This window comes from Oceanicoccus sagamiensis, assembly GCF_002117105.1.
GTDB classification, from domain to species: Bacteria; Pseudomonadota; Gammaproteobacteria; order Pseudomonadales; family Dasaniaceae; genus Oceanicoccus; species Oceanicoccus sagamiensis.
On the sequence record NZ_CP019343.1, the window covers coordinates 360,100 to 377,470 of the forward strand.

A 17,371-nucleotide genomic window follows, 5' to 3' on the forward strand; every position below is an offset into this window, starting at 1 on the left:
TGGAATATATTCCACCCTACACAAGCCGTAGGGTGGATTGCAATCCACCAAAGCAAACAACGAACAATCATTAAAAACACCGGAGAACTCCATGCTAAATAACAACGCATCCCTTTTAGAGCTGGAAGCCCATGACGAATTTATTCAACGTCATATTGGCCCCGACGACCAGCAACAACAGGATATGCTACAAGGGCTTGGGGTTAATTCTCTGGATGAATTAATCAGCAGCACCGTTCCCGCCAATATCCTGCGGGAAAAAGCGATGGATTTACCGCCGCCAAAAACCGAAAGCGAAGCACTGGCAGAACTCAAAGCACTGGCCGCTCAAAATACCGTGATGACCAATATGATTGGCCAGGGCTACCACCCCACCAAAACACCCAACGTTATTTTACGTAATGTGTTGGAAAACCCGGGCTGGTATACCGCCTATACACCGTACCAGCCGGAAATAGCACAAGGTCGCTTGGAGGGCCTGCTTAACTACCAACAAATGGTCATGGACTTAACCGGTATGGAACTGGCTAACGCCTCAATGCTGGATGAAGGCACCGCCGCTGCCGAAGCGATGGCACTATTAAAACGCGTGAACAAAAAAAACCGCGCCAACCAATTTTTTGTGGCCAATGATTGTCACCCACAAACTATTGCCGTATTAAAAACCCGCGCTGAAACCTATGGCTTTGAATTAGTCTTTGGCGAAGCTGAAGAACTGGTCGGGCAAGAAGTGTTTGGTGCTCTGCTGCAATACCCCGGTACCTACGGTCATATCACCGACCTCGGCAGTTTGATCGAACAAGCCCACGGGCAAAATACCTTAGTGGTTGTCGCCGCCGATATTATGAGCCTGGTACTACTTACCCCTCCCGGCGAATTAGGTGCCGATATCGTCGTAGGCAATAGCCAACGCTTCGGTGTACCCATGGGCTTTGGTGGCCCCCACGCGGCTTTTTTTGCCACCAAAGATAAATACAAACGCTCTACTCCTGGCCGTATTATCGGCGTCTCTATTGACCGCCATGGCAACCAGGCCTTACGTATGGCCATGCAAACACGGGAACAACATATCCGCCGTGAAAAGGCCACCAGTAATATTTGTACTGCGCAGGCTTTGCTGGCGATTATGGCCAGCTTCTATGCGGTTTATCATGGGCCTGAAGGCTTAACAACCATCGCCAACCGTATTCACCGCCTCACCAATATTCTGGCTAACGGTTTAAATAAGCTTGGCCTGACACCTGAGAATAGCGACTGGTTTGATACACTCACTTATCAGGTAGACGATCAACAAAGCGATATTATTGAACGCGCTGTTAGTGCCGGTATTAACCTGCGCATTATCGCCGAAGATCGTGTCGCCATTAGCCTGGACGAGACCACCACCCGTGACGAGATCGAAACCCTATGGGCTGTCATGTCTGGCAATAATATCGATTTCAGTATTGAATCTATTGATGTAGAAACAGCCAACCACTCTCCTATTCCAGAAAAAAATCGTCGCAGCAGTGACTTTTTAACCCACCCCGTTTTTAACCAGCATCATTCAGAAACTGAAATGCTGCGCTATATGAAGCGCTTGGAAAGCAAAGATATTGCCCTTAACCATTCTATGATTGCGTTAGGCTCTTGTACCATGAAGCTAAACGCTACCGCGGAAATGATCCCTATTACCTGGCCAGAATTTGGCAGCATGCACCCCTTTGCGCCGCAGTATCAGGCACAGGGTTATCTGACAATGTTTAAGCAGTTAGAAAAAATGCTGATTGAAGCCACCGGCTATGATGCCATTTCTTTGCAACCTAACTCCGGTGCTCAGGGTGAATACGCCGGTCTATTAGCCATTAAAAAATACCATGAAAGCCGCGGTGATTTTAATCGCGATGTCTGCCTAATCCCCAGTTCTGCCCACGGCACCAACCCAGCCAGTGCCGCCGTTGCCGGTATGCGCGTCGTCATCACCGAATGCGATGCCAACGGCAATGTGGATATGGCCGATCTAAAAGAGAAAGCAGAACGCCATGCCGATGATCTGGCAGCACTGATGGTCACCTACCCCTCTACCCACGGAGTCTTTGAAGAAAGTATTACTGATATCTGCGATTTGATTCACGAGCACGGCGGTCAGGTTTATGTCGATGGCGCCAACCTGAATGCACTAGTCGGTATTGCGGCCCCGGGTAAATTTGGCGCGGATGTTTCTCATATCAACCTGCATAAAACCTTTTGTATTCCCCATGGCGGCGGTGGCCCCGGTATGGGTCCAATTGGTGTTGGCAAACACCTTGCCCCATTCTTACCCAACAACCCGGCGCAACCGATTGAAGGTTTGGCTATTGATAACGATACTGTGTCTTCTGCCTCATGGGGCAGCGCAGCGATTCTGCCAATCTCATGGATGTATGTAGCAATGATGGGTGAAGAAGGCTTAAAGAAAGCTACCCAAGTAGCCATACTAAGCGCCAACTATATTGCCAAAAAGCTCTCCGATCATTACCCGGTGCTTTATACCGGCAGAAACGATCGTGTAGCCCATGAATGTATTATTGATATGCGCCCGTTAAAAGAAGCCACCGGTATCAGCGAAGAAGATGTGGCAAAGCGTTTAATGGACTTTGGTTTTCACGCCCCAACCATGTCATTCCCCGTACCGGGCACCTTGATGATTGAACCCACCGAAAGTGAACCCAAGGAAGAACTGGATCGCTTTATTGAAGCCATGGTCACCATCAGAAAAGAAATTGCCCAAGTCGAAGCCGGAGAACTGGAAGAAAATGATAACCCATTAAAAAATGCTCCTCATACCTCAATGGAGGCAACATCGTCTGACTGGGAACACGCCTATACACGAGAGCAAGCGGTATTTCCTGTAGGCAGTGATAATAAGTTTTGGCCGCCGGTGGCTAGAATTGATAATGTGTTTGGTGATAGAAATCTGGTTTGCTCTTGCCCTTCTATTGACAGTTATCGAGAGGAATAGTTTTTTTGTCGGTTTTGAATAAAGATTGTGAAAGGGATTTCTAAGATTGTGAATTTAATAAAGATTGTGAAAACAGCCCTCCGATCAAATAGTCCTTTTTGATGTCCGCTACCTAATCAGCAGCGGACATTAGCTTATTTACATTACGCATAATATAAATTGACCACTCCTGACCCCATAAGAGATATTCATTTAAATGAAAGATATATATTGCCTGTCGAAACTCTTTATCAAAAAACCATTGATATGTTACGCATAAACGGGATAATAAAAAGCATAAAAATTAAACAATACTAATAAAAAATTCTCTCTAGCTTGATGATAAGGATATACACCATGTTTAACTATACCCTAGCCCTAGTGGGCCTATCACTTTCAGTTTTTGCCAATGCGGCTTTATACGACCGTGGCAATGGCTTGCTCTATGATGATGAACTAAACATCACGTGGTTACTCGACTTTAATTACGCTAAAACAAGTGGTTACCACACCACCGGTTATATGACTAGAGAAGATGCTAAAACATGGGTTGAGGCATTGGATTATGGCGGCTACCAAGGCTGGCGGTTACCTACGCAGACTAACGGTGCTTACGGCAACAGCTCTTATGAAATAGGGGAGTTGGGGCATTTGTATAATTTCACCCTCGGTAACCAGCGTCAAGATTGGAATGATCCTAACGATTGGTGTGAAGAGATTGAATATGACTACTACGAGTGTGGTTATGACACTGCGATGGAAAACGATAGCTTTACCGACCCGATTACAGGACAAACCATCAGTTTTGGCCTTCTAGCTTATGAAAGTTATAAGTCTTTTCAATATGGAGATTTGCGTGAAGGCAGTAGAGATTATCATATCCAAGGCTTTGGTTTTTATGATGGGGCTGAATTCACTGCAAATACCCAATACGGTGGTGGTTATTTAGCTTGGGCTGTTCATGATGGAGATATAGCGGCAGTCCCAGTGCCTGGAGCTGTATGGTTATTTGGTTCAGCTCTAGCTGGTCTGGCTGGCTTTAAGCGCAAAAAATAACAACAAATATACGATACTTTAAAGAGTCCCTTCGGAAAAGGATCCCTTCGGAGCCTTTTTTGATGCTCTCTAATAACTCATCACCGATCATCATAGGCGCTATCATGCCGGGCCATAATGTCGGAGGCTATGGTCTTGATGTCAGTGACATAGCCATGTTCGTAGTCATAGGTAGCCAGATCAACATTGAATATCGCCTGTAACCAGACCAACTGGCTCAACTTAACCAACATAGTTTCGGGGTGACCCAACTGATCTTTGTAAATACCCAAACGACCTCCAGCAGTAATTAATGTATCTACTTCCGGCAGGTTACCCTGATCGTATAATCGGTAGAGCTCGACTGCGCTCTCGCCATAGGGAATACAAAAAAACGAGTTGTCAGGGTAAGCCGCTCGTAGCTCGTCAATAATCGCACTGTGGAAGTGGGGGTGGCCGTCAACCAAAACGGATTCATAGGCATCAAAATCCATTGTCTCTGGGTAGATAGGCCAGGGTAAAGCGATAAAAAATTTGGTGTCCGGATTCTGCTCCAGTGCATAGTCCACCCAATTCCTATAACCTTCCAGGGTGGGATAATCAGGATGATAGGTCATACCAAAGAGTTCGATATCACCGGCGTCGAGTATGGCCTGTATCTCAGCTCGTTTGGAAGGGTTTACCCAAAGCCCCTGAGGAGATCCCGTGGCCCCTCCTGACATAACCACCTGCTGGGTATGACCTTCAATACCAACACTCTCCACATGTTCGGGCATACCCTCTGCCACTGGCCGAAAAAAACTGTGCCCGGCAAACAGTGCGTTGTATCCCCCCCTGACGCTATCCTCAACGGGGTCTATGGGGTTATCTGGAGTACTGGAACCTGAACTAGATCCGCCACCGCATGCGGTTAATATCACCGCTAGAAGAAGCGTCAACCAAGATTGGACTGCTATGGTAAGTGAGGGTAAGTACTGCATCGGCATAACCTCAAGGGCACAATAGTTTTATTAAAGTTACCAGTCTGAAACATCGGTAAAATTTTACATGTAACGGGTAGACACTCTAGTTGGTAATTATACCTATATAGGTTATTCAGGGTAAAAATAATCGACTAAGGGTCATAACAGCCACTAAGATTAGCACTGTGTTTCACAAGGTTAATTAAATACCCGTCTCTCCACCTACTACGGTTTAGTATCGCTTTCACACCCTTTATTCAAAATCGATATTTTTCTTCATACATAGCAAATCAAGATAGAAACACATCAAACGGGCCTGTGGCCCATTTTTACTTTAGACCCCATTGACTCGTAAAGGAGCCGCCACAACCGACACACCTTAACTTGTATGTATCGATCTCTCAGTACTTATTGGAGCTAATGTAAAAGGCCCGGTAGTGGCGGGGTTTTGCGACTCATGGTAGCGCTGCTTCGCGTTCCATACTTTGATATAGCGATAAAACGGCACTGTAGGATAGAGATGATGCACCAGATGATAATTCTGATAAACAAAGATCGGCGTTAACAACCACTCCAGCCCAACACGATTTGAGGTACTGCGAAAAGGGTCGTCGGTAGCGTGTGTCTGATGCGGATAGTGAGGCAAATAATCAAACACCCAAATAATGAAAAACTTGGCTATTCGCGTCGGGATAAAGAAAAGCAATACATAATACTCCAACCACCCCACCAGAGTGAACGCAGCAATAACCAGCCCCCAAAAAGCATCGCCAGATAAAATTCTATACGCTCACTTTTCCGCCTTTTGTTAAATACCTCAGGCTTTAAATAATACTTGAAATAGATTACGTCAAATGTCATCCACTTAAACGGTAGCAACCACACTGGCCCAATACTTAGACTTACATCAGGGTCTTTGGCTGGATCATTGGTGAACCGATGATGCTGCATATGAACGCAGCGAAACACCGGCAGTAATGGCGCTGGCTCTAGCAGCAAAATACCTGCCCTACCAAGCCAGTCGTTTAATAGGGAGTTGGAGCTAACTGCGCGATGTGCTGCTTCGTGAACCACAGCAAAAGACATATAAGAAGCGGTGGCATTAAGCATAATTGCCCAAAACAGAGACAATGCACCCTCCATATAGGCGAATGTTACGATGCCAAACAGCGTGTAGGCTGCCAACAACAGCACGATAGTAGGCCAGGTAATAGCTGGTCGCCGTAACAGCCTTTTAAAACCTTCTGGATCATCACTATGGTCAGAATTTCCAGGCTTCTCATTCATCTTTTTATCCTATTGGCTACCGCGGTGATCACTGCCCCTATTATTCAAATAATTGCATTTGTCATACAGAACAGAGAGTGACAACAGGGGGACAAATAGTGACAAAAAGCCTGATGCAGGCTTATACTCATGGCTGTATTTCTTCAACCCCCCTCTCACTGTGATACCTATTGCGAGTTGAGCACCTATGCCAAGTCACAAACACCCATCTTCCAGCTATGTTCGTATTCTGTTTCGGCATTTACGGCTCAATGAAGAAAACAGTGCAGCCTATTTTAACGACACAAAGGTGTCGTATAAAACATTAATGACCTTAGATGGAGCGATTCCCCCGATGAGATGGCCCAAATTTATCGAAATGCACAAGTTATCTCCAAGCTAGAAGATTTGGGCTTATTAGTCGGGGCCCAGCTACATATTTCAACCCACGGCCCGCTAGGTGTAGCTGCTTTTAGTGCCCCTGACCTTCGAGCCGCATTGACCTTATTTGCCAAATACAGCCAGACCAGAGCAGAATTTTTTAAGGTGTCCATCAAAGAGAACACTGAGGGGCTAAGGGTAATTTTCTCTGAAACTTTCGATCTGGATGATCTGCGCGTATTTATTCTGGAAACGGCATTAATAGGTCTCTTCTCTTCTATCACGTCTTTCGTTGGGGCCGGTCAGTTTAAAGGACAAGTCAAATTTTCTTATGCGAAACCAAGCTATTGGCAGAAGTACCAACAACACTTTGGTGAGCATATAAAATTCAATCAAGCAACGACAGAAATTATCGTTTCAGAAGCTATTTTGTCGACGCCATCTCCCGTTACCGACCCAGTTATGCACCAAGAGGCCGTGGCTATTTGCGAACGGCAACTCAAAGAAATTCAAGCCGGTGAAGCAGAAAGTCGTGTTATATCGACTGAAGAGACAGTGTCAGCACTGATATTTGAAAATCCAGGCAGGATATGGACTTTAAACGAGGTGGCGAAAAAGTTACATACAAGCCCGCGCACACTGATTCGAAAGTTGGAGTCGGAAGGAACAAAATTCCAGAACGTTCGCGATGAACTGGCCAAAAAACAAGCCGCCAACTATCTGAGCGATGCCAGTTTATCTGTCGAAAGTATCGGGCATTTAATGGGCTTTAGTGACGTCTCCAGCTTTAGGCGTAGCTTCAAGCGCTGGTTTGGAGAAACACCATCACAATATATCGCCAGAATCAGAAGGGGCTCAAGCTAGAGTAGCTTCCAACTTAAACGTCATACTAAAGACACTGAAGGTCGCTAAACTCGTCCATCAACGCTCCCCAATTAAATGGTTGTTATCATTTTCTTCATACTGGCAAATCAAAATGGAAAACAATCAAACGGGCTTATGGCCCGTTTTTATTGTTGACCCATACCGTTCAGCCCTTGCATCACTAACAACGACTTGTTGAGCTTGGTAATCTGAGTAATACTCTCAATATAAAACGAGAATAAGTGGAGATAAACGTGAAAACAACTATCAAACTAGCCTGTATAGCCGTTATAGCCATTTCCCAGATGGCAACTGCCGTCGAAAAAGCCACCGAGCTACCCCCACAAACCCTGTTTACAAACGTCAATATTTTTAATGGCGTGGATAACAAACTCTATGACAACCACTTTGTGTTGATAGAGAAAAACAAGATCAAGACAATCTCAGCCACAGCCATTAAAACCAATAAAGATGCCACCGTTATTGACGGTGGTGGCCGCACTTTGATGCCAGGCTTGATTGATGCTCACGTCCATTTAAACCTGCAATATTTAAATAACCCGGCAGCCATTGATGGTGTCAGCAATATGACCTGGGAAGAAATCGGCGCGATGGCCTATGATGCCTCTCAGGAATATCTGTATTCAGGTTTTACGACAGTACGTGACTTGTGTGGCATGCATGACGGTATGCGTAAACATATTGAAGCGGGTACTTTAATTGGCCCACGTATCTATCTTGCAGGTGCCTGTATTTCACAAACGTCGGGGCATGGTGATTGGCGGACTAACGCTCAGGTTATTGGTGATGATGGTAATAAAGTGGGGCAGGTGCAGGCTTTGGGTATTGCCACCCTCGCCGACGGTGCTGATGAAGTGTTAAAAGCCTGTCGCAACAACCTGGCTGGTGGCGCTGACTTCTGCAAAATGATGGCAGGTGGCGGTGTAACCTCTATGCGCGACCCCATCCATTCATTTCAAGGCACGCCTGATGAACTAAAGGCCATGGTTACGGCTACAACCCAGTGGGATACCGTCGGTGCGGTTCACGCCTATCATGATGGTTCGGTGATCAACGCTATCAAAGCTGGCGTTATGTCGATTGAGCACGGTAATTTAATGGCGCAGAAATCAACCTTTAAACTAGTCAAGAAAAAAGGCGCCTTTGTGGTGCCAGCGATGGCGGGGTTTTCTGACCAATTATTAAAACACCCCCAATATGGTAACCCTGACCTGCCATTACGCGCCAAGGTTGAAACCATTATCAAGAACTATGATAACTGGGTGAAGCTGGCCAATGAGACAGGCATTAATATAGGTTATGGCACAGACGTTGTTGTTTCCACTAAAGCAGCTTCGCGGGGTATCCGTGACTTTCAGATGGGCCAATTTGCTGAAGGTTTCGGTAACTTTAAAACCTTGAAGGCGATGACATCGGACAATGGCAGATTAATGGCTTTAACCGGAAAGAATAACCCCTACCCTGCAACACTGGGTGTCATAGCTGCAGGCGCCTATGCTGATATTATTCTGGTGGATGGCAATCCGCTGAAGGATTTAACCGTACTTGGTGCCAGCTTTGATATGTGGGCGCCTCCACGCGCACAGCGTACGATCAAAACCATTCCATTGGTTATGAAAGACGGTAAGGTTTTTCATAATAGCTTGTAAAACACGACTGCCTCTCGGTGCGGTATAGACTCCTGATCAATATCAACTGTAGTCAGTCATAACAAGAAGCAATGATCATCAAGGCTACTTCGGTAGCCTTAATAGCTTTTGACTGATATCCCCTAAAGCGCTAAACAGCGCAGTAGAGTATGTCGGAAGCAAACTTTACAGCCAGCCGAATAACAGGCATATTAAGCCACTAAAAATAATAACAAGGGATATGTCATGTTTTTCACACAATCAACCCGCTATATAACTCTCTTTATCTTGCTCGGTCTAACAACAGCCTCTCAAGCGTCTTATTATGATGCCGAACAGAATCTTGAATTCCATGCACTGTCTAGTGAGCTGACACCTAATGCCAATTGGCGGATTGCCACTGGCACTGAAGTCTATGCGCTTTTTTATGGGCAGCAGGTAAACTATGATCAGCCGGCCCTTTTTAGGCAGCAAACAGCCGATGCCATCCTCGCGCTTGGTGGTACGGTAAATAGTGGTGAGGTCAGCTGTGGCGGGCAAGACTGCGAGGCAATAATCACTGCTTGCAACCAGCTTCCCTTTTTACCCGAGTGTGAAACATTAGTCGTGACTGGAGGCGAGTATATTTTACCCGGCCTGGCCTATGATGAAGAAGGCTTGGCCGGCAACTACTTATCCCTGTATGAAATTTCTGGCTCATACAGTGACCTGGATGGCGACGGACTTTGGGTTAACAACTTAATCTCTCCCGCGGCGGCTTTAGACTATCAGTGTGAATTTACTGACTGTTCAAATCTTAATGGCCCTGTGGCTTATGTAAATGAGGTTCCCGTTCCAGCAGCGGCATGGTTATTTGGTTCAGCCCTGTTAAGCCTGGTTGCTTTAAAACGCAATCAGTAGGCTTTGCTAAAGCGTATTTTGTAAGGCTACTCTGGTAGCCTTTTTTAATTCTGTGGTACTCCGACAGCGGCAGAACGGCCTCGAGACTCGATAAGAACCAAGGTTTTTTAATACCCGCTTTAGGACGGGGATTCATACATATTATTCCATTGCAGCGCTCTGCAAGCTTCTAAACCAGATAATGCCACGCTTATCCTTTAAAACGGACAGTACTTTTAAAACCAACAGTACTTTGTTTTAAGACAATAAACACAGAGTAAAAAAAAGAGTAGTTACTTTTTATCAAATGGTCGATGATAAGCAGGTCTTATGGAGTAGCTTATGAACGATATCCTGGGGTCACCCACTCTTTTGTTAATTGGCGCGGCGCTGATCATTTTGCCATTGGCCACCTATGCAGGCTATTTGTTATATCAATTGTCCATTAATCAACAGCGTGAGCGCGAGCAAGCTGACCAGCTTGCTGAAAAGGAACAAGCTGGGCAACAGCAAGCCCGTCAGAGTATCCAGATCATGTTGCGAGCGTTAGCGGCGAAGCAAATGTCCATGACTGAAGCGGCGATTCGTATTGTCGCTATTGGTCGACGACTGCCCGACGATGAACAGGCTTTGCACTATCAGTCGTTTCGCCATCTCGCCGAAGCCACCGCACATATCCCGATTCTCGACGGCTGGAAAGCCCTGCCAATAGAGGATCAGCAGCGCTTTGACCGCGAACGTGAACAACTGGAAGCCAAGCATGCCAATGCCATTGATCTGGCAACGCAAACGCTACTGAATAACACGCAGCTACATTAACCCTGCCATCCCACGGCTTAAGGCCAGGCTACGGTTTGTTGCTAAAGCCTGCGATAAAAACACTAGCGGCGCAGTATTGTCTTGAGCCAGCCCTAATCACTAACCGATCACTCCAACTGATCCAGCTAGCGGGATACTTCGTAAAATCGACTGGTGTTCGATTTAAAATAAGCCGATCTGTTCGCATAAAGCGGCATATCCCCCGGTAAGGAATAACATTATGTACAACCACTTAATACTCACTTTTCGCAGCCTGATATCACCCGTGCTATTAGCATCCATATTGATACTATCGCTGCTTCCTATGGTCAGCCACGCGGGCCTGCACCTAAGCAAAGAGCCACTTAAAAGCAAACTGCCTCCCGCCAAAGTTATCCCGGCTGATGCAGCGTATATTCCTACGGTTTTGGTCACTGGCTCAAACCGGGGTATTGGCTTAGAACTGGTTAAACAGTTTGCGGCCAATGGCTGGAATGTGATTGGCACAGCGCGCAAACCAGCAAAGGCCAAAGCACTGAATGCATTGGCAGCGGATAATGACAATGTCGCCGTTGTTCAGCTCGATGTGACCAACGCCGACTCTATCGCCGCGATGGCCAAGACGCTTGAAGGCCAGCCAATTGATGTATTACTTAATAATGCGGGCGTATATGGTAATAAAGAGAAACAAAATTTTGATACTCTGGATGCCGATGAATTTAACTTCGTCATCAATGTTAATGCCCTTGGGCCAATGAAAGTCTCTCAGGCACTGTTGCCCAACATTAGAGCGGGCCAGCAGAAAAAGATTCTCGCTATGGGCAGTGGCTTAGGCTCCATGGCGATTGGGGGGCGTCGCGGTGGTAGTTACTGGTACAAAATGAGTAAGTCAGCGCTGCATATGGGTATGCTGGCAATGCGCTCTGAACTAAAGGATGAAGGGATTATTGTACAATTAATCGCTCCGGGAATTGTACAAACCGACCTGCTAAGAGCCTCGACCGATAAAGATATGGGTATCCCCGCCGCAGCCAGTGTTGAAGGCCTGCTAAGGGTGGTGGATAGTATTACTATGAAGACCCGAAATAAAATGATTAACTACAATGGCGCTACCTTGCCATGGTAAGCACGGCTTACAGGTAGAGTTAAGTGACCTAAAAAGGAGCTCACCGCTCCTTTTTTATTGTCTGTAAATGTACCGCCTTAATTGCCTGGGATAAAAGAGACTATTGATCTTTTTGACAGAATTAGTCCTAATCTCTATGGTGTAACACGGTTTAATTTTTATCCCTTTATGATAGCCGGAAAGCCCCTATGATCGAACAACGAAACGTTTTAATCAGCCTGTTAGCCCTGATCACTATTTTTTTGGGTCAGGCACTTTCTCGCACCATTAATCGAGTGATTGTCGAATCCATCAATGACTGGATGCTAGTGGGTTTTATCGCCGTTGGCATTGCGGGTGTTATTGTGCTGGCAACCCAGATTAATACGCCTGGTATAAAAGGCACGTTGAGTGGGTTTATTGCAGGCCTGTTAATTTGGCGAGGTTTTGTTGATGGCCCTATGCGCGTATTTGCTGAAATATTTTCGATGGGGGCGATTGATTTTGGCGGTTTTCCCTTAAGCGGGCGCTATGCCTTATTGATGTCCACCCTGCCGGTTATGTTAGCTATGTTGGTGCTCTATGGTTTGTTAAGCCAGGAAACCCGCTGTAACTTTATGCGCTTTACGCTGCGCTGCCTGCGCTGGTCACCGGGTAAACCCACACCGGCTATGCCGCGCAGTGTTGCAAGAATTACCGCTGTTGAAACGGTGTTTGTGCAATGGGGGATTTTCCTGCTGTTTTTATTTTTGGGCGGCGCCCTTAGCAGCCCCTTTTATATTGCCATGCTGGTCTGGCTGGTTTATCTACTCTATCAATTACTCAAACTCAGTCAGGTAGATTATGCCTTCCGCTATGCGATTCCCGTGTGCGTGATTCTATTTTCACTGGTTGAGGTGGGCGCGTTCTTTGGCTTATATCCTGAACCCTGGCAAAAACCCGCTGAGTACCCGGTGACCATTGCGGTTATGTCCATAGTGTTTATTGGTTGCTTGTTTCAGCTAGTGAAGATGCAGAAAACCAAGACTTAATATTGGCTGAGTGATAAAAGATAACAAAAAGGCTACCTAAGTAGCCTTTTTTAATACTGAATTTACCAACACGATTAGCGTTAACTCCAATCGGTTTGGAATAAAATATCGGCATATTTTTTATCGATTCTCTCGAAGATACCTGGCGACCCTTGTTTTAAATTGGTTCGGTTCTTTTCAGGGAAGTTTTCAACACCGCCCTCTTCCGGGAGTTGCAGTGTCGCATCAATAATCACTTTCACATTGGTTTTCTTATCCAGTGAACCCGGGTCAAGTATCAGGGTTTTATAGGTATCAATATGCGTAGCCGTATCCATACGCCAACGGGTCGAGATAGCATTTAGCACTTCCAAGCGGTTATAGACATCAACATCGTCATCGACAATCACAATAACCTTGGCAATGGGGGCAACTTTCATCAAAAACCTTGCCATGCGCTTTGCCTGTTTTGGTTTCGTCTTTTTGATGCTGATCCAGTAAGTGCCTAACGCACCGGTAATGGTGGCGAAGTCGGTGGTGTATTTAAATACATTTTGCAGGTCTGCCAAGATCATGCCGTTATCAGGAGCGGTCAAAATACCACCGGCTACGGACGTAAAAGAATTCACCACCCAAGGGTCTTTTCTATGGGTAATGGAAGTAATACGCATACTGTAGTTTTCTTCCTTTTTATCGCCCATATAACCAAACAGCTCATGGTAAGGACCTTCAGGTGCCATCTCATCTAAAAGCACTTCACCCTCGATAATAATTTCAGCATGTGCCGGTACCATATGATGGGTGGTTTCACCTTTAACAACTTCAATCGCCTGGCCCCCAAGACCGCCAGCCAGAGCGTATTCATCGACAGGGTCAGAGGTGCGTCGAATAGGAATCTGGCCACCCGATACCGTCCAGGTCAAGGGATCCTGACCGACAGCCAGCGCAATAGGCACGGTTTTTTCACCACGCTTTTTAGCGGCCTGAAACATTTTCCAACCGGTTTGACCCGGTTCGGAGTTAACCATTAAGCGGTCTTTACCCTTTATCTGGCAACGGTAAATAGCCAGGTTATAGCCCAACTCAGGGTCAGAGGTGATCACCGTGGCGGTATTAATATAACGACCGGCATCGGCCGGGTTACCCTGAATAAACTGGAACTTGGTGATATCAATTTCGTCGCCCGTTAACACCACCTCTTTACAAGGGGCTTGTTCACGGCTGATTTCTTTGGGGGGAATTTCAGGGTACTTAAATTTGTTCTCCCGGTACATTTTCATACAATGCTCACGGGCTTTTTTGAACGAGCGAATGGGACAGTCCGGGTCAGGCTCTATGCCCAAAGCAATACAATTGGTATGGCCATTGGCAGTATGGTTGGCCAGCAACTTGCCGTTGATCCAGTCACCATCCACTTTGACCTGATCAGCAGCAACACAGGGCGTATGTGGCACACCAAATTGATCCACCAGACGGTACAGTAAACCTGGGAATTCATAGCTTGAGCTATCGTACTGGCCCATATTCACTACAAGGTTGCGGTCTTCCAAAGCCGTATAGTAATCTCTGAGGCTTTTATAGGGCCCAAGCTTTGAAGTCCCAACACCCGGACGTTGACTGCCCGCTAGTGGCGCACAGGCACTGACGACTGTAGCACTCGCAGCCAGCACCGGCAAAGCTAAACTTTTGGAAATAAAATCACGACGAGACTCGTCAGCGTTGGAGTTAGGTTTAGCACTTGGCTTAGTCATTAAACACCCTTAATCGAATTTAAAATTTATCCGCTATTTTACGTTAGAAGTTAAAGCCGGGATTAGCTCGAATAAGCATATTATTGTAAAGAATTGTATGGTTGTTGCTAACACGTACAGGTGGCGTCGCGGCTTATTCAGCCGCTATCAGCTTATCCAGATAATCCGCACTGGCTTCTTCAATACTGGCGCAAAGCAGCAGCTCTTCGATAATGTGCGGGTCTTCAAGCTGATCGGCAATATCACGCCATGCGCGGGCCCCCTGGCGCTCGGCATTGGCCTGAATAGCAAGCTGGTCAATCACTGGCAGAGCCGAGAACACCTGATAATAGGTATCTCTGGCGGGCTCGATATACTGATTGATCAAGTCCGTATGCTCTGCACTGCTAGCCGGCAACACCGTTTCCACACGGGTGGCAATCTCATCTTCACGCTCGGCGCAGGCGAGTAAACCCGCTTTATGCTCGGGGAGTTGTATTGCCCAGCCACGATAACGTTCGGCGGCGGTGCGTTCGAGTCTGGATAAAAAAGCCGGCTGAGAGGCTTCGGGAATGGCACCGATATAAGGGGCGAGTAAACTACCGAAGTCGGGTATGTCGATACGTGTCATGGTCAGTCCTCTGGCGATGGTAAAAAACGGTAACTATGGGGTCGAGTTAATGGTGTCAGAGTTATACCTTACTTATCAGTATACCTTTCACGCACCTGCCGCAAGTAACTTTGCGAGACCGGTATCACTTCATCATTGTTCAGCACAATCAGGTATTTCGAGCCTGCTTTTTTCACCTGCTTGACGGCGGCGTCGGCCACCCAGTATGAGCGATGTACTTGCATACCCTGATGGCATTCCAATTCCATCATCGCTGTACCGAACTTAAAACGAATCAATTCACTGCCAGCGTCGGTCCATACCTTGATAAAGTGCTCTTGGGCATGGACAGCCTGAAGTTCACCCTGGTTGTTGCTGCTTAATAGTTTTACAAAGCCAGGCTCTGGCCTTGTTGGTATCGGTGCGGGGTCGGTTTGGCTTAAAGGCTCGCCATGTTGTAAGTCATAGCGATAAATGGGCTGTTTGAGCGCCGTAGCAAAATAATAGTTTTGCGCGGTAAAGAGCAAGAGATTAGGCGCCATAAAACTTAAGAAATTAATAAAAAAATCCAAGGACAAGCTCATCGCTAACGGCGATGACTTGCCAATCACCTGCGGCATTAAAGCATTCAAGAACTCGATATAGATATTGATCAGATAGGCCCCAAGCCAACTTAATGCCGCGGGCGCTAACAGTGAAACCAACCAGAGGGGGGCACGCCAGGGCTTCATTATTTCAAAACCCAATAGGGCCGAGGCAATCACCGCAAGCCAACCGAGCTGAAAAAAGCCGACCCAATAAGGTACCAGTACAAAACGGACCATAAGGTCCTGCCCGCCTTGATCTGCTTTAAACCAACCAAAATAAACACCAATCAGCACCGGCACCGCACAAAAGTATAGTAGCTTGCGGCTGATTGGCATGGCCATTAGTTGCTGCCATGCCGAGCGTGTTGTGTGGGTCTGGGTCGTCACTGTGTTTGCCAGTTTGTTATTGGGGGCTTGTCTCACCGTATTTAAGCAACACTTGCCGAACTCATGATACGTCAATCCCATTCATAAAACTTGCCAATATGATTCACGAAAAACGCTTATATTTCATGAACTTCAGAGCGCATAATGATTAATCGATTGTATACTGATCTCATAACAAGCACCAAGCGCCCAACACTAAGCAAGCATAAAACCGTACCAACAAGGACAGGATTGAATGCATATCATCATAAAAAGAACACTCTGGAGCCTACTTATCGCCGCTTTGGCAATGGTGTTAGTCGCCGTCTCGTTAATGGTGTGGATGGGGGTTGCCAAAAAAGGCATTCCGGGGCCCGATGCAGTTATAGCTCTGGCGGCACTGGAGGACAATCCGGCGGTGCAGGCAGACTATGGTGAGCTGTTTACCCTGCGCCCCACAGCGGTAGCACCCAAGGCTGGGTTAATTATCTATCCCGGAGCCCATGCCGACCCCCGTGCCTATGTGCAAGTGATGACCAGAATTGCCGAAGCAGGCTATCTCGCTGTTGCCACCGAGATGCCTCTCGGCTATGCCTTTCTGGCACCGGACAGAGCCGAAGATGTTTACCGGGCCTATCCAAACATTCAACACTGGTTCTTAGCCGGCCACTCTCTCGGTGGCGCCATGGCTGGGCGCTATGCTGCCACCCATGGCGACAAACTGGCAGGGCTGGCATTTTGGGATGCCTTTCCACCCGATTACAACAGCCTTGCCGATTCTAATGTACCCACCATTATGCTTTATCGCGCCACATTGGATGGGGAGCCCGAAGAAAAATTTAAAGAGAAACAGCACCTGTTTCCCAAAGCAACGGACTGGGTGCCGATTTTGGGCGGTGACCATAAGCAGTTTGGCTCGGGCCAAGGCGGTATGTTTAAAGAGTTTGGTATGTTTATCCGCGGTATGGATGAGCAAGAATGGGAAGCAACCCAGTGGAAGCCAATGATTAGCCGCGACGAACAACAAGCGATTATCGTCAAGGCGATGCTGGCCTGGTTTGAACAAACGCTAGCGGCGCAAGCAACCGATCAGTAAAGCAAAATAAGTGATTAAAGTGCACTGCCTGCCAACAACAGGCATGGCTCTTAGCGGGAAAACATTAGCCCTAT

The 17,371-nt window shown here is 46.8% G+C and carries 13 protein-coding genes and 1 pseudogene; 9 read left to right on the plus strand and 5 right to left on the minus strand.

Annotation, left to right across the window (positions count from 1 at the left end):
* Positions 1–91 precede the first annotated feature (91 nt).
* Both gcvP and BST96_RS20625 read left to right on the plus strand, forming a co-directional pair.
* Positions 92–2,980 carry an aminomethyl-transferring glycine dehydrogenase gene (gene gcvP, locus BST96_RS01625; protein WP_085757007.1) on the plus strand — a complete coding sequence of 963 codons (2,889 nt, stop codon included), beginning with the start codon at positions 92–94 and terminating at the stop codon, positions 2,978–2,980.
* Between the two features lie 336 nt (positions 2,981–3,316).
* Positions 3,317–4,015, plus strand: a complete 699-nt coding sequence (locus BST96_RS20625; RefSeq protein WP_085757008.1) for a VPLPA-CTERM sorting domain-containing protein — start codon at positions 3,317–3,319, stop codon at positions 4,013–4,015.
* Between the two features lie 80 nt (positions 4,016–4,095).
* Here the strand turns inward: BST96_RS20625 and BST96_RS01635 are convergent, their stop codons facing one another.
* Complete coding sequence (locus BST96_RS01635; protein WP_085757009.1) at positions 4,096–4,770, minus strand: hypothetical protein; 675 nt, start codon at positions 4,768–4,770, stop codon at positions 4,096–4,098.
* Positions 4,771–5,335: 565 nt separating this feature from the next.
* Positions 5,336–6,243: pseudogene (locus tag BST96_RS01645) on the minus strand (fatty acid desaturase).
* Between the two features lie 339 nt (positions 6,244–6,582).
* On the opposite strand from BST96_RS01645, the gene BST96_RS01650 reads away from it, so the two are divergent.
* The 6 genes from BST96_RS01650 (at position 6,583) to BST96_RS01675 (ending at position 12,929) form a co-directional block, all read left to right on the plus strand.
* Positions 6,583–7,467, plus strand: a complete 885-nt coding sequence (locus tag BST96_RS01650) for an AraC family transcriptional regulator (RefSeq protein WP_085757012.1) — start codon at positions 6,583–6,585, stop codon at positions 7,465–7,467.
* Positions 7,468–7,721: 254 nt separating this feature from the next.
* Positions 7,722–9,137: a metal-dependent hydrolase family protein gene (locus tag BST96_RS01655; RefSeq protein ID WP_085757013.1), complete on the plus strand. Its 1,416-nt coding sequence runs from the start codon at positions 7,722–7,724 to the stop codon at positions 9,135–9,137.
* A 225-nt stretch (positions 9,138–9,362) separates the two neighbouring features.
* Entirely contained in the window at positions 9,363–10,016 is a 654-nt protein-coding gene (locus tag BST96_RS01660; protein WP_085757014.1) for a hypothetical protein, read from the plus strand.
* A 321-nt stretch (positions 10,017–10,337) separates the two neighbouring features.
* Complete coding sequence (locus tag BST96_RS01665) at positions 10,338–10,814, plus strand: DUF2489 domain-containing protein (protein WP_085757015.1); 477 nt, start codon at positions 10,338–10,340, stop codon at positions 10,812–10,814.
* Positions 10,815–11,034: 220 nt separating this feature from the next.
* Positions 11,035–11,919 (plus strand): SDR family oxidoreductase, encoded by an 885-nt coding sequence (locus BST96_RS01670; RefSeq protein ID WP_085757016.1) that lies wholly within the window; start codon positions 11,035–11,037, stop codon positions 11,917–11,919.
* Positions 11,920–12,107: 188 nt separating this feature from the next.
* On the plus strand, positions 12,108–12,929 hold the full coding sequence (locus tag BST96_RS01675) for a hypothetical protein (protein ID WP_085757017.1): 822 nt from the start codon (positions 12,108–12,110) through the stop codon (positions 12,927–12,929).
* Between the two features lie 80 nt (positions 12,930–13,009).
* Here BST96_RS01675 and BST96_RS01680 read toward each other — a convergent pair whose 3' ends face one another.
* The 3 genes from BST96_RS01680 to BST96_RS01690 form a co-directional block, all read right to left on the minus strand.
* Positions 13,010–14,659 (minus strand): UbiD family decarboxylase, encoded by a 1,650-nt coding sequence (locus BST96_RS01680; protein ID WP_085757018.1) that lies wholly within the window; start codon positions 14,657–14,659, stop codon positions 13,010–13,012.
* A gap of 133 nt (positions 14,660–14,792) precedes the next feature.
* Complete coding sequence (locus BST96_RS01685) at positions 14,793–15,269, minus strand: hypothetical protein (RefSeq protein WP_085757019.1); 477 nt, start codon at positions 15,267–15,269, stop codon at positions 14,793–14,795.
* 68 nt (positions 15,270–15,337) lie between these two features.
* The gene (locus BST96_RS01690; protein ID WP_169713860.1) at positions 15,338–16,222 is read right to left on the minus strand and encodes a LytTR family DNA-binding domain-containing protein; all 885 of its coding nucleotides are present in this window, start codon (positions 16,220–16,222) and stop codon (positions 15,338–15,340) included.
* Positions 16,223–16,457: 235 nt separating this feature from the next.
* On the opposite strand from BST96_RS01690, the gene BST96_RS01695 reads away from it, so the two are divergent.
* A complete protein-coding gene (locus BST96_RS01695) occupies positions 16,458–17,297 on the plus strand; it encodes an alpha/beta hydrolase (protein ID WP_085757021.1) in 840 nt (279 codons plus the stop codon).
* The last annotated feature ends 74 nt before the right edge of the window (positions 17,298–17,371 follow it).